This window comes from Actinomadura craniellae, assembly GCF_003289645.1.
GTDB classification, from domain to species: Bacteria; Actinomycetota; Actinomycetes; order Streptosporangiales; family Streptosporangiaceae; genus Actinomadura_D; species Actinomadura_D craniellae.
The window spans coordinates 183,578-196,338 of record NZ_QLYX01000011.1; the positions used below are offsets into that span (position 1 = coordinate 183,578).

Here is a 12,761-nt window from a genome sequence, read left to right on the forward strand (position 1 = left end):
AATGAAAACGGTTATCGCTATCATTGCATGCCGAAGGGGCGCCCACGACGCGTTGCCACCGGACGCTGGGCCGCGGTGCGCGGCGAGACCAGCCGCGTACACGGCTCCCGGAACCGGTGGAACGAGCCCGATCGTCCCCGCACGCTCCCTGACCGGAAGGAGTTCAGATGTCCCGTCGCTGCCAGCTGACCGGCGCCGAGCCGTCGTTCGGCAAGAAGGTGTCGCACTCGCACCGGCGCACCTCACGACGGTTCGACCCCAACATCCAGACCAAGCGGTACTGGCTGCCGGGCGAACGCCGGTACGTCCGGCTGCGGCTGTCCGCCCGCGCGATCAAGACGATCGACAAGATCGGCATCGAGTCGGCCGTCGCGCGCATCCGAGCCCGAGGAGAGAAGGTCTGATGGCCAAGAAGAGCAAGATCGCCGCCAACGAGCGCCGCAAGGAGGTCGTGGCCCGCCACGCGGAGCGCCGCGCCGAACTCAAGCGCCTGATCCGCAGCCCGCACACCGCCGAGGACGCCCGCGCGGCGGCCGTCCGCGAACTGCGCCGCCAGCCGCGCGACGCCAGCGCCACCCGGATCCGCAACCGCGACGCCGTGGACGGCCGCCCCCGCGGGCACCTGCGCAAGTTCGGGCTGTCCCGGGTGCGCTTCCGCGACCTGGCGCACCGCGGTGAACTCCCGGGCATCACCAAGTCGAGCTGGTAGGAGCACCCATGGCCGTCCCCAAACGCAAGATGTCCAGGAGCAACACCCGCAAGCGCCGGGCGCAGTGGAAGGCGTCCCGCCCGGACCTGGTGCCCATCACCGTCGACGGAAAGCGCACGCTCGTCCCGCGCTACCTCGTCCGGGCCTACCAGGACGGTCTGCTGACCGACGAGGCGTGACCGGGCGGCGCGGGGGCCGCGCCCTGCGCGGCCCCCGCGCCACCGGCCGAACACAGAGAAAGGAACGCGCGCATGCGCACCTCCCGCCGCGTCGATCGGCGCCGCAAGCCGAACCCCCTGCACGGCGTCACGTACATCGACTACAAGGACGTCGGGCTGCTGCGGCGCTTCATCTCCGACCGCGGCAAGATCCGCAGCCGCCGCGTCACCGGGGTGACCGTCCAGCAGCAGAAACAGCTGGCCAGGGCCATCAAGAACGCCCGCGAGATGGCGCTGCTGCCCTACGGCTCCCGTCCCGCCACCCGGGACGGGAAACCCTGAGGTGACGCCCCGCCGGAAGCCCGTGCCGTGGCCTGTCAGGCGGGTGCCGGATGGGCGTAGTGAGGGCCGGTGAGGAGCAGGTGCCGGCGGACGAGCCTGCGCCAGCGCCGCTGGCGGTAGCGGTAGATCCCGGTGGCCGCGAGGGCGACGAGACCGGTGAGCGGACCGGCATCGATATCGACGGTGTCGCTGTAGCGGCACGTGCGCTCACCGGTCGGCTCGACATGCAGGGTGTGGTTCCAGGCCCGCAGGAAGCCGCCGTGCTCGCGCGAGCGCAGGCTCCGGGTGGCCGGGTCGATCTCGACCAGGTGGATGGTGTGGCGCGACAGCGGGACCAGATGGAACAGCAGGATCCATCCGGTCCCGCACTCACCCTCCTGGAAGGGGTCGGTGCGGCCGACCAGGGCGGGAAAGCCGATCAGCCCTCGCGTGACGAACAGGAACGACGAGGGGTGCTGCATCGCCGCCCAGACCCGGTCGGCGGTGGTGGGCAGTTCGGTATGGATGTGGACGGTCTTCACGCCGCCTCCAGGCTGGGGATTAGGGTGACCTAACAACGATTGTGGGTGGCGGCCCAATGCGGCGGCTACTCGCTTTTCAGGAGGTCGTGCTCGTGCCGGACAAACGCCTGCGGCCCAGGAAAAGTCCAGGTCAGCAGCGGGCCGTCGAGACCCGGCAGCGGCTGCTGGACGCGGCTGCTCGCGTTTTCTCCGAACACGGTTACCGCAGGGGCACGACCAATCGGATCGCCGAGGCCGCCGGGCACTCGATCGGGTCGCTGTACCAGTACTTCCCCAACAAGGACGCCATTCTGGTGGAGCTGTCCACCGCCCACGCCCGGGCCGGGATCGCCGCCGTCGAGCGGCTCCTGGACGGCGGGGCACTGCCGGACCGCCTGGAGGACAAGATCAGGCTGTTCGTCCGCGCGGCCATCGACAACCACCGGGACGACCCGGCCCTGCACCGCGTGCTGTTCGAGGAGGCGCCGCGCTCGCCGGAACTGCTGGACTTCCTGCACGCGGCGCAACTGCGCGCCACCGAGGCCGCCGAGGAACTGCTGGGCGCCGACCCGCAGGTCACCGTGGCCGACATCCCCATGGCGGCCCGCCTCGTGGTGACGTCCATCGAATCCCAGGTGCATCGTTTCACCGCCGACGCCGGGCTGGAGAACGTCGACGCGTTCGAGAACGAACTGGTCGCCATGCTCGTGCGCTACCTGACCGCCCGGCCGCCCGGGCCGCGGCCGTCACCCGGGTGAGCCGTGTGCGGCCTCGGCGGCGGAGTCGCCCTCCGGGGGAACCGCCTCGCCGTCGGGGCCGAGGAACAGCGCCACGACGGCGGCCAGTACGAGCACGACCGCCATGCTGAGCAGGCTCACCGAGACCAAGCCGGTGGCGAAGGCGTCCTTGGCCGTCTCCAGCGCTCCGGCCGCGGCGCCGTTGCGCGCCGGCTCCGCGGCGGCCGCGGCGGAGGCCAGGCTGTCCCGCGCGGCGGTACGGAGCTCGTCCGGCAGCCCGGACGGCAGGTCGCCGGTGACGGTGTGGCGGTAGACGGCGGTGCCGACCGCGCCCAGCGTGGCGACGCCGAGCGCCATGCCCAGCTCGCTGCAGGTCTCCGACAGGGAGGAGGCCGAACCGCTCTTCTCCTTGGGCGCGGAGGAGATCACCAGGTCGATGACCAGGACCATCAGCGGGCTCAGCCCGACGGTGATCAGCACGCTGCCCAGTACCGCCGGCAGCAGTCCCGTCTCGACGCCCACCAGGGAGAACACGCCGTAGCCGGCGGCGGCGACGAGCAGGCCGCCCGCGATGACGCGGGGCTTGGAGATCCGGGCCGTCAGCACCGGCGCGACCATCGCGCCCGCGATGTTGGCCAGCGCGTAGGGCGCCATCCACAACCCGGCCCGGGCCGGGGACAGCTCCAGGACCAGCTGCAGGTACTGCGCGAACAGGAGGACGAAGGCGCCCAGGGTGAGCGTGCCCAGGAGCAGGGCGCCCAGGCCGATGCTGAAGGCGCGGAACCGGAACAGGCCGAGGTCCATCAGCGGGCTGGTCAGGGTGCGCTGGCGGCGGACGAAGACCCAGCCGAACACCGCGCCCGCGGCGAGCGCGACGAGCACGGCCGCGCTCCACCCGTCCTCCGCGGCCTTCTTGAAAGCCCAGATGGCGGGCAGGATCGTGGCCAGGGACAGGGCGACGCTGAAGAGGTCGAGCCGGCCCGGCCGGGGGTCCCGGTACTCGGGCAGCAGGAACGGTGCGGCGACCAGCAGGAGCACCATCACCGGCACGCCCATCAGGAACACCGCCCCCCACCAGAACCATTCGAGGACCACCCCGCCGATCAGGGGCCCGACCGCACCGCCCGCGGAGAAGCAGCTCAGCCAGACGGCGACGGCGAACCCGCGCTGCCTCGGGTCGAGGAACATGTTGGTGATCAAAGCCAGGGTGGACGGCATCAGGGTGGCGCCCGCGACGCCGAGCAGGGCGCGGGTCGCGATCAGCATCGCCGGGTCGGACGCGTAGGCCGCGGCGACGGAGGCCAGGCCGAAGGCCGCGGCACCGATCATGAGTAGCCGGCGGCGGCCGATCCGGTCGCCCAGCGTCCCCATCGTGATGAGGAAACCGGCGATCATGAAGCCGTAGACGTCCAGGATCCACAGCTGCTGGGTGCTGCTGGGCCCCAGGTCGGCGGACAGCTGCGGCAGCGCCAGGTGCAGCACGGTGAAGTCGAGCGCGAGCAGGATCGTGGGCAGCGCCAGGACGGCGAGCCCGATCCATTCGCGCGTCCCGGCCCTGGGGGCGGCGGAGGCCATGGGCGGTGCTCCTTTCCGGTCTTTCGTTGGACGGGACGGCGAGCGGCCCGCGAGGTGTCCTCGCCACCCTGCGGCGCGGGGGTTCCGGAAAGGTTCCGGCGCCGTTCGGGCCCGGGCCGGCGGGAGGCGCTGCACTACCCTGAGGCCCATGCGCTTCGGGGTGCTGGGCCCGCTGGAACTGTGGCGGGCCGACGGCGGGCCGATCCGGATCCCCGAGGCCAAGGTGCGCGCTCTCCTCGCTGCGCTGCTGGTGCGCGAGGGCCGCCCCGTCCCGGCGGACACCCTCGTCGAGGACCTGTGGGGCGCCGCCCCGCCGGCCCGCCCGGAGCGGGTGCTGCGCTCGAAGCTGTCCCGGCTCCGCGGCGTCCTGGAGCAGGCCGAACCGGGTGGCCGCGCCCGGCTCGCCCACGGCCCCGGCGGCTACCGGCTCGACCTCGGGCCGGACGACCTGGACGCCGCGCGCTTCCGCTCCCTGGCCGGGCGTGCCCGCGCCGCGGCCGGCCCCCGGGAGCGGGCCGCGCTGCTCGGCGAGGCGCTGGCGCTGTGGCGGGGCCCCGTCCTGGCCGGCCTCGCCGACGCCCCCTTCGCCGCCCCGGCCGCCGCGCTGCTGGAGGAGGAGCGGCTGACCGCGCTGGAGGAGCGGAGCCGCGCCCGCCTCGACCTCGGCGAGCACCACCTGCTGGCCGGGGAACTGGCGGGCCCGGCCGACGAGCACCCGCTGCGCGAGGGGCTGCGGGCCCTGCAGATGCTGGCGCTGTACCGGGCCGGACGGCAGGCCGAGGCGCTGGCGGCGTTCCAGCGGCTGCGGCGGGGCCTCGCCGAGGACCTGGGCGTCGACCCCGGGCCCGAGGTGACCCGGCTGCACGAGGCGATCCTGCGGCAGGACCCGGACCTCGGGCCCGCCGGCCCGTCCCGGTCGAACCTGCCGGCGGAACTCACGGAGATCATCGGCAGGGAGGGCGAGACCGCCGAGGTGCGGGCCCTCGTGCGGGAGGCGCGCCTGGTCACCCTGACCGGCCCCGGCGGGGTGGGCAAGACCCGGCTGGCCCTGGAGGCCGCGGCGGGGCTGCGCGAGCACTTCCCGGACGGGCTGTGGCTGGTGGAGCTGGGCGCGCTGGGCGCCGGATCCGCGGCGGGCGGGGCCGGCCCCGCCCGGGTCGCCGAGGCGGTCGCGGCGGTGCTCGGCCTGCGCGACGACGAGCCCGGCGCCGCCGCCGACCGGCTGGCGGAGGTGCTGCGCGGCGCCCGCATGCTGCTGCTCCTGGACAACTGCGAGCACGTGGTCCACCCGGCCGCCGGACTCGTCCGGACGCTCACCCGGACCGCCCCGCACCTGCGGGTGCTGGCCACCGGGCGGCAACCGCTCGGCATACCCGGCGAACACGTCTACGAGGTGCCCCCGCTGGACGTCCCGGCGGCGGACGAGGCGATCTCCGCGGCGTCGGCCGCGTCCTCCGGCGCGGTACGTCTCTTCACCGTCCGCGCGGCGGAGGCGGCGCCGCGCTTCCGCCTGGACGAGCACAACGCCCCGGCGGTCGCCGCCGTCTGCCGTCGGCTGGACGGCCTGCCCCTGGCGCTGGAACTGGCCGCCCGCCGGGTGCGCGCGCTCGGCGTGCACGAGCTCGCGGCCCGGCTGGACGACCGTTTCGGGTTGCTGACCGCGGCCGGCGCCGGGGCCGCCCCACGGCAGCGGACGCTGCGCGCCGTGATCGACTGGAGCTGGGACCTGCTCGCCGAACCCGAACGGGCGGTCCTGCGCAGGCTGTCCGTCCACGCCGAGGGGTGCGACCTGGCGGCCGCCGAGGCGGTCGCGGGCGGCGACGACCTGCCCGGCGGCGTCCTGGACCCCCTGTCCCAGCTGGTGGAGCGGTCGCTGCTGACCGCTGTGGACGGCCCCGACGGCGTCCGCTACCGGATGCTGGAAACCCTCGCCGCCTACGCCGCCGAACGGCTGGCCGAGTCCGGGGAGGGCGCGGCCACCCGGCACCGGCACCTGTGCTTCTACCGGGACCTCGCCGAGCGGTCCGCACCCGGCCTGCGCGGCCGTGACCAGCCGCGCTGGCTGCGGCGGCTCGACCTGGAGGCCGCCAACCTGCGCGTCGCGCTGGACCACGCGGTGCGGACCGGCGACGCGGCCTCCGCCCTGCGGCTGGCGCTCGGCCCGCTGTGGCACCGGTGCCTGCGCGGGCAGCTGCGCGACGCCCACCGCTCGCTCGGCGCGGCGCTGGCGCTGGACGGTGGGCCGGCGGAGCTGCGCGCGGAGGCCGCCGCCTGGCGGGCGGCCCTGGAGCTGAAGGTGGGAGAGCCGCGGGACCCGGTGGCCGCCGCGCGGCAGGCCGCGGACCTCCTGGCGGGCGCGGCCGCTCCCCGGCGGGCGCACGTGCAGTGGTTCCTCGCCGGCGCCGCGTTGGAGTTCGGCGAGCTGTCGCTGAGCGAGGAACTGCTCGCCGCGGCCCTGGCGGCGTTCCGCGCGGGCGACGACCGGTGGGGCGTCGCCGCCGCCCTGTGCACCCGCGCGTGGCTGGCGCAGGCCAGGGGACGGCTCACCCGGTTCGAGGCCGACGCCCGGGAGGGGCTGGAGCTGTTCCGCGAGCTCGGCGACCGGTGGGGGCAGTTGCAGGCGCTGCCCATGCTCGGTCACCGCGCACAGATCCGGGGCGACTACGCGACGGCGGCCCGGCACCACCGGGAGGGGCTGCACCTCGCCGAGCAGCTCGGGCTGTGGTCGGAGATGTCCTACCGGCTGTCGGAGCTGGGCCGGGTCGCGCTGCTGACCGGCGACCACCGGGCCGCGGCGGAACTGCACGAGCGGGCGCGGCGGTCGGCGGCCGAGCGGGGCGACCGGTTCGGCGAGTGGCTGGCCGAGCTGGGGCTCGCCCTCGGCGCGCGCCGCGAGGGCCGGCTGGACGAGGCCGAACGGTACCTGTCCGGCTGGCTGGAGCACGGCGGGACGGCGCGGGGACCGGCGGCGGTGGCACCGGCCCTGGCCGAGCTGGGGTACGTCGCCGAGCAGCGCGGGGACGCCGCGGAGGCGCTGCGCAGGCACCGCGCAGGACTGGACGCCGCGCGGGCCACCGGCGACCCGAGGGCGATCGCACTGGCCCTGGAGGGGATCGCCGGGGCGCACGCGCTCCAGGGCCGGGCGGCCGAGGCGGCGTACCTGCTGGGAAAGGCGGCGGCGGCCCGCGAGTCGGTCGGCGCACCCCTTCCGCCCGCCGAGCGGACCGACGTCGCCCGGGCCGAGGCGGCGGCCCGCGCCGGCCTCGGCGAACCGGCGTACCGCACGGAGTTCGAGCGGGGCCGCGCGGAGGGCGCCCGGCGGACCGAGGTCCGCTCCCCGCCGGTATCCGATCGGTGACGTGCACCGGTCGGCGGTCAGCCGGTGCGGACGGTGGTCGGGCCCGACGTCGGCGCACCCCTCGGCGTGGACGGACGACCGGCGCAGGACCGCCCGTTCGGGTTCGGCGAGCAGGTCCCGGCTCCAGTCGATTCGTCCGGCGTGACGGGCACCGGACCCGATGGGTGGAGGTCGTCCGGCCATCTCCCGCCGTGGTCCCGCTTGACCTTGACACGGTGACAAGGTCTTCACTGTGGCCGAGGAGGTGGTTCCGATGACCATGCCGGAAGAGGACACGAACACGATGCGGGCTCTCCGGGCGCTGGAAAACAGCAGCTCGTCGGTGCGGCTCCAGGCGGTGCTGGCGGTCGGCACGACCCCGGACCCGCGGTTCGTCGGCAAGCTCGTCGAACGATGCGCGATCGAGCCCGACTTCTACGTGCGCGACATGCTCACGTGGGCACTCACCCGCCACCCGGCGGCACTGACGGTCCCCAGGCTCATCGGCGAACTCCGCTCGGAGCGGGCACAGGCACGCAGCCAGGCGCTGCACACGCTGTCCAAGATCGGAGACCGGCGGGCATGGCCGGCGATCACCCGGGCGCTGCTGACCGACGCCGACGACGAGGTGGCGCGGAGCGCGTGGCGGGCGGCGGTCGTCCTCGTGCCCGACGGGGAAGGACCCGAGCTGGCGGAAACGCTGGCGACACAGCTCGGCCGCGGCGAGCGCGAGACGCAGCTGAGCCTCAGCCGGGCGCTGATCGCGCTCGGTGAGGTGATCATGCCGGTCCTGCGTGCCGCGAGGACGGCCCCCGACCCTCGCGTGCGCCGGCACGCGGTCGCCACGGAACGGCTGCTGCGCGACCCGGACGCCGGATTCGAGTTCGCGATCGAGGAGGCGAAGCGCACCGTGGCCCTCGGCACGACCGGGCAGGAGGGATGACAGGCGGTGCTGATCGGCGATGTGGCTCGGCTGTCCGGGGTGAGCGCCCGCATGCTCCGGCACTACGACTCGCTCGGCCTGGTGCGGCCGACGGGCCGTACCGGGGCCGGCTACCGGGAGTACTCCGGCGAGGACATCCGGCGGATCTTCCACATCGAGAGCCTGCGGTCGCTGGGGCTGTCGCTGCGTGAAGTCGGGCGCGCGCTCGACGACCCCGGCTTCGCACCTGCGGAACTCGTCGACGACCTCATCCGCCGGACGAGAGAACGCATCGCCGGCGAGACGGAGCTGCTCACCCGGCTCCACCGGATCGGTGCCGCGGAACCCGCCGGCTGGGAGGACGTCCTCCAGATCGTCGCGCTCCTGCGGAGCCTGGGCTCGGAGAGCGCCGGGAGACGCCAGCGCGCGGCCCTGGCCTCGGCCCGGGAGGTTCCGGTGGAAGCACTGGTCGAGGCGGTGCTGAGCGAGGCGGACCCGAACGTCGCCGGAGCCCTCCGCTGGGCGCTGGCGCGATCGGGCGAGGGCGGATCGGCGCTGCTGGCGGAGGGACTGGACGCACCGGCGGCCGAGGTACGCGAACGCGCCGTCCAGTCCCTCGCCGAGATGCCGGACGGCGCGGCGACCGCCCTGCTGCGGGACGCCCTCACGCACCCCGACCTCGTGGTCCGCAGGCACGCGGCCCTGGCGCTCGGGGCACGGGGAACGGCCGACGCGGTCCCGACGCTCATCGACATGATCGTCGAGGGGGCGAGCGACGTCGACGCCGCCGACGCGCTGGGCGCGCTGGCGAGCGACCCCGCGCTGGCGGACCGGATCGCCACCGGGCTCGTCGACCGCCTCGCCGACGGCACCGTCGGATCGCCCGCCCGCCGGCGGCTGACACAGGCGCTCGCGGACATCCCGGGAACCACGACGTCACGCGCCCTCGCGGACCTGTCCCACGACGAAGACCGCGCCATCGCGCTGACCGCGACCTACCTCCTCCGGCTACGCGACGCCCGCTGAGGAATCACGCACCCGCGGAGGCGCCCGGCTCTCGGCGCCGCGCGATCGAGCAGGCCGCGGGAAGCGGGACGGGGCGCGGTGCGGATAACAGGTGACATCCCCCGCACTTGAGAGGGCCGTATGACAGAAACGAACCGTCTGTGAGGGGCGGAACGACCACCGACGCCGAGCTCATCGAGAGTTCCTTGCGTGAGCCGGAGCGGTTCGCGGTTCTGTACGACCGGCACCACCAGATGGTGCATCGGTACATCGCGCGGCGGCTCGGTCGGGATCTGGCCGATGACCTGATGGCGGACACGTTCCTGGTCGCTTTCCGGCGGCGGGAGCGCTATGACCTGACGCGTTCGGATGCCCGGCCCTGGTTGTACGGCATCGCGACGACCCTGGTCGGCCAGCATCACCGCGAGGAGAGCCGGTTCTGGCGGTTCATCGCGCGGACCGGTGTCGATCACGTCGTGGAGTTCCCCGGCGACCAGGTCGCCGACCGGGTGAGCGCACAGGGCCTGCGACGGGAACTGGCGGCCGCGCTCGCCAAACTGCCGCGCGGCCAGCGGGACGTGCTGCTGCTCACCGCGGCCGGTGGCCTGACCACTGAGGAGATCGCATCGGCTCTCGGCATAGCCAAGGGGACCGTGCATTCCCGGCTGAGCCGGGCCCGGAAGAGAACAGGCGACGTACTGGGCGGGGCCGACCCCCGGGAGATCAATGAGGAGTTCGTTCATGAAAGAGCTTGAGCGTATGTACGCAGAGGTACTGCCGCCGGACGAGAAGGCCGTGGTCGCGGGGCGCCGCCGCCTGCTCGCCGCCGCGCACGACGCCGGTTCCGTGCCCGCCCGCGGGCGACGTCGCCCGCAGATCGGACGGGGATGGCGGCTCGCCGCCCCTGTCGGCCTCACCGCGGCGCTGACCGCCGGCGTCATCGTGGCCGCCCAGGGCGGCGACCCGGGCGAGGGCGGCGGTCCCGGGCCCATCACGCTGCGGCCGGTCGCCGCCCCCCAGGACCTGGCCCACAACGCGGCCCTGGTGGCGGCGAACGAGCCCGCCGGGAAGGCCGGTCCCACCCGGTGGGCGTACCTGAAGACCGTTTTCGTCCCGACCCAGGAGGGTGGCGGCCCGCCGCTGTTCGGCGCCCCGAAGAAGACCCGGACCCAGGAGATGTGGCGTCGAACCGACGACAGGCAGTTCGCCCTCACCGAGGGGGGAAGGCTCCGGGTCGTCAACGGCTCCAAGTCCCTGCCGACCGGCGTGAACCGCATGGATTACCCCTACCTGCTGTCCCTGCCGACCCGGCCTGACGGGCTGCTCGCCCAGGTCTACAAGACGGTCGACGCGGAGTACGCCAGGAGTTTCGCGAACTGGAAAAAGCCGATCCCGGCGAACGCGTCGAACCGGACACGTGAGAAGTACGAACTGATGAGGAAGTCGAAGCCGATCCCGCCGACGGCCGAAGAGCGGAACGCCAGGGCATTCGAACTCATCACGCTCTACATGCGCGACGCGGTGCTGCCACCCAAGATCCAAGCGGCTCTGTACGGCGCCGCGGCGAAGATCCCCGGCATCCGCTACGAGGCCAAAGCCACCGACGTCGCCGGTCGCGCGGGCGTCACGCTCTACCGCGTCGACAACGGCTACCTGCGCCGTGAAATCATCATCAACCCCAGGTCCTACGGCTACATGGGCTTCCGCGTCGTCGCCATCAAGGACCACCGGGAGGCCGGGGTGCCGCCCGTCAAGCAGGGCCAGACCATCGGCTGGGGCGCCCTGCTCGAGGCGACCTTCGTCTCCGGGCCCGGCCAACGCTCCTGACGATCCGCTCTGCGGTACCGCCCGCGGCGCTACGCGGCCAGTGCTCCCCGGACGCTCCGGGGACGCTGGCCGCCGGCGCGCGGTCAGGAAGGAGGGACCGGCGTGCACCCGCCGGCCCGCCCCGGCGGCATCGTGCGCGTCGCCGGGGACCGGGGGCACCGCACCGGTGCTCGGGTCGGCCGTCCGTGACACGGGGAACCTCGCAAGCCCTAGTGGGCTTGGTCGGGTTCGGTGAGCGCGATCTGCTGCCAGGCCCGTGTCCAGATCTCCAGGTCGGCCTGGTCGGCTCCGCAGCCTTCGATGTAGGCGCGCACGAGGTCGAGGCTGGGCAGCGTGGGGCGGTTGCTGAGGGTGGAGAAGGTGGAGGCGGCGTACCGGTTGCCGACCGCGTTCGCCATCTTGCGGTAGCTGGCTTTTCCTTTCCAGACCCGGTAGGCGCTCATCAAGGTCATCAGTTCGGTTGCCGTGGTGGCGGTGAGCGGGTCGGGTTTGAGGCCACGTCCGGGCCGGGGCTCGGTCGCCGTCTCTCCTGACGGGTCTTCGTCGGGCCGGCCGGGGTAGTGCCCGGGGTCGCCGTCGGCGCGGGGCTGGTCGGGTTCCCGAGTGGGGAGGGTTTGCTGGGCCGGTTCGCTGCGGGAGAAGTCGTCGAACAGTTTCTTGGCGACTTCGATGACGGCCGGCCCGGCTCCGCAGTCGGTGAGGGTGCCCTCGATGGAGTACCACCGGAACCCGAACTCCACGTCCCCGCGCATGAACTGCTCCGCCTTGTGGGGGTTGATGTCCCAGCGGCGAGCGTGCGCGATGACCTGGTCCCGGTCGGGGCCGTGCAGCAGCACGTACAAAATGATCAGCTTGAGCTTCTCGCGCTCGGTGCCCTGGCCGGGGTAATTCAGCTCCAGGAATCTCTCCATGGCAGCCTTGGTGATAGGAGCAGTTTCGGGTGATTTGCCGTTTTTCTTGCTTTTCCACCTCAACCTCATTGCGACTCACCTCAACCGATCTTGAAGCTGGCGGTGTGCGCGGCGGTATGGGTGGGTCGTGCTCTGGCGGCTCTGGTGCGGAAGCCAGGCATGCAGGAGACGGCGCTGTCCATTTGCGGTCGCTTCACTTTCGAGAGCGGTTCTGGTTCAGGACCGGGCGGATAGGAACGATCTGGGTACAGCCAGCCCAACGATTGGCGGTCAGAGGGCGGCTTACGGAGAAATCATGGCCTATGGGGGCTGGTGAGCGCCTGAGGTTTGGGCCCACTCAGTGCAGGGTGTACGAAACTGAACACTGTCCGGTATCCAATTGTTCCCATTGCATGGCAACCCTGGCCGGGTGGTCACTGTATCGGCGGGGTCAGTGAGATGTTCACCCGTGTTCGATTCTGCTGACAAACAGTCGCTAGGAGTTGTTTCGGGGAATAATCGAGTGTGGAGTCACCGCGTCACATGACACATGTGTCGATATTGTGGTGATTTATCCGGGAGGGTTGTCCAGGACCGGGCGGCTTCACCTGGAAGCGGTGAGAACGAACGACGGAAACCTGTTGGCGGCAGGAGTTGTTCGATCACCGTCACGGTTCGCCCTTGCCGGGCGGCCGCAGGGCCCACCGGAGAGCAGTCCCGGTGGGCCCTGAACGTTTGGCGAACATCAGCGAACGAAAC

General features: G+C 73.0%; 13 protein-coding genes. 10 read left to right on the forward strand and 3 right to left on the reverse strand.

The annotated features are described in order from the left end of the window. Positions 1 to 167 precede the first annotated feature (167 nt). The 4 genes from rpmB to rpsR all read left to right on the forward strand — a co-directional run bounded on the left by rpmB (position 168) and on the right by rpsR (position 1,209). Positions 168 to 404, forward strand: coding sequence for a 50S ribosomal protein L28 (gene rpmB, locus DPM19_RS23160; protein WP_111870097.1), 237 nt, complete (start codon positions 168 to 170; stop codon positions 402 to 404). Further along, positions 404 to 709 (forward strand): 30S ribosomal protein S14, encoded by a 306-nt coding sequence (gene rpsN, locus DPM19_RS23165; RefSeq protein ID WP_111870098.1) that lies wholly within the window; start codon positions 404 to 406, stop codon positions 707 to 709. The genes rpmB and rpsN overlap by 1 nt, the downstream gene beginning before the upstream one ends. An 8-nt stretch (positions 710 to 717) precedes the next feature. Then, positions 718 to 888: a 50S ribosomal protein L32 gene (rpmF, locus tag DPM19_RS23170; RefSeq protein ID WP_111870099.1), complete on the forward strand. Its 171-nt coding sequence runs from the start codon at positions 718 to 720 to the stop codon at positions 886 to 888. A 72-nt stretch (positions 889 to 960) separates the two neighbouring features. Then, complete coding sequence (rpsR, locus tag DPM19_RS23175) at positions 961 to 1,209, forward strand: 30S ribosomal protein S18 (protein ID WP_111870100.1); 249 nt, start codon at positions 961 to 963, stop codon at positions 1,207 to 1,209. A gap of 35 nt (positions 1,210 to 1,244) precedes the next feature. On the opposite strand, the gene DPM19_RS23180 is transcribed toward rpsR, so the two are convergent. Continuing rightward, the gene (locus tag DPM19_RS23180) at positions 1,245 to 1,730 is read right to left on the reverse strand and encodes an SRPBCC family protein (protein ID WP_111870101.1); all 486 of its coding nucleotides are present in this window, start codon (positions 1,728 to 1,730) and stop codon (positions 1,245 to 1,247) included. A gap of 92 nt (positions 1,731 to 1,822) precedes the next feature. Between DPM19_RS23180 and DPM19_RS23185 the strand changes: the two genes are divergently transcribed. Continuing rightward, positions 1,823 to 2,467, forward strand: coding sequence for a TetR/AcrR family transcriptional regulator (locus tag DPM19_RS23185; protein WP_233510661.1), 645 nt, complete (start codon positions 1,823 to 1,825; stop codon positions 2,465 to 2,467). Here DPM19_RS23185 and DPM19_RS23190 read toward each other — a convergent pair. Beyond that, entirely contained in the window at positions 2,456 to 4,021 is a 1,566-nt protein-coding gene (locus DPM19_RS23190) for an MFS transporter (protein WP_111870103.1), read from the reverse strand. The two genes, DPM19_RS23185 and DPM19_RS23190, sit on opposite strands and share 12 nt — an antisense overlap. A gap of 148 nt (positions 4,022 to 4,169) precedes the next feature. Here DPM19_RS23190 and DPM19_RS23195 point away from each other — a divergent pair, with 148 nt between their 5' ends. The 5 genes from DPM19_RS23195 to DPM19_RS23215 all read left to right on the forward strand — a co-directional run bounded on the left by DPM19_RS23195 (position 4,170) and on the right by DPM19_RS23215 (position 11,112). Then, the gene (locus DPM19_RS23195) at positions 4,170 to 7,379 is read left to right on the forward strand and encodes an AfsR/SARP family transcriptional regulator (protein ID WP_111870104.1); all 3,210 of its coding nucleotides are present in this window, start codon (positions 4,170 to 4,172) and stop codon (positions 7,377 to 7,379) included. 253 nt (positions 7,380 to 7,632) lie between these two features. Then, the gene (locus tag DPM19_RS23200; RefSeq protein WP_111870105.1) at positions 7,633 to 8,301 is read left to right on the forward strand and encodes a HEAT repeat domain-containing protein; all 669 of its coding nucleotides are present in this window, start codon (positions 7,633 to 7,635) and stop codon (positions 8,299 to 8,301) included. A gap of 6 nt (positions 8,302 to 8,307) precedes the next feature. Next, a complete protein-coding gene (locus DPM19_RS23205; protein WP_111870106.1) occupies positions 8,308 to 9,306 on the forward strand; it encodes a MerR family transcriptional regulator in 999 nt (332 codons plus the stop codon). Between the two features lie 140 nt (positions 9,307 to 9,446). Continuing rightward, complete coding sequence (locus DPM19_RS23210; protein ID WP_233510662.1) at positions 9,447 to 10,040, forward strand: RNA polymerase sigma factor; 594 nt, start codon at positions 9,447 to 9,449, stop codon at positions 10,038 to 10,040. Further along, entirely contained in the window at positions 10,027 to 11,112 is a 1,086-nt protein-coding gene (locus DPM19_RS23215) for a hypothetical protein (protein ID WP_146778962.1), read from the forward strand. Before DPM19_RS23210 ends, DPM19_RS23215 begins: the two co-directional genes overlap by 14 nt. A 209-nt stretch (positions 11,113 to 11,321) precedes the next feature. Here DPM19_RS23215 and DPM19_RS23220 read toward each other — a convergent pair whose 3' ends face one another. Further along, positions 11,322 to 12,023, reverse strand: a complete 702-nt coding sequence (locus DPM19_RS23220) for a hypothetical protein (protein WP_111870109.1) — start codon at positions 12,021 to 12,023, stop codon at positions 11,322 to 11,324. Positions 12,024 to 12,761: the final 738 nt, after the last annotated feature.

Coding starts and splice junctions, on each gene's coding strand:
- rpmB (WP_111870097.1), top strand. CDS start 168: ATGTCCCGTCGCTGCCAGCTGACCGGCGCCGAGCCGTCGTTCGGCAAG.
- rpsN (WP_111870098.1), top strand. CDS start 404: ATGGCCAAGAAGAGCAAGATCGCCGCCAACGAGCGCCGCAAGGAGGTC.
- rpmF (WP_111870099.1), top strand. CDS start 718: ATGGCCGTCCCCAAACGCAAGATGTCCAGGAGCAACACCCGCAAGCGC.
- rpsR (WP_111870100.1), top strand. CDS start 961: ATGCGCACCTCCCGCCGCGTCGATCGGCGCCGCAAGCCGAACCCCCTG.
- DPM19_RS23190 (WP_111870103.1), bottom strand. CDS start 4,021: ATGGCCTCCGCCGCCCCCAGGGCCGGGACGCGCGAATGGATCGGGCTC.
- DPM19_RS23195 (WP_111870104.1), top strand. CDS start 4,170: ATGCGCTTCGGGGTGCTGGGCCCGCTGGAACTGTGGCGGGCCGACGGC.
- DPM19_RS23200 (WP_111870105.1), top strand. CDS start 7,633: ATGACCATGCCGGAAGAGGACACGAACACGATGCGGGCTCTCCGGGCG.
- DPM19_RS23215 (WP_146778962.1), top strand. CDS start 10,027: ATGAAAGAGCTTGAGCGTATGTACGCAGAGGTACTGCCGCCGGACGAG.
- DPM19_RS23220 (WP_111870109.1), bottom strand. CDS start 12,023: ATGGAGAGATTCCTGGAGCTGAATTACCCCGGCCAGGGCACCGAGCGC.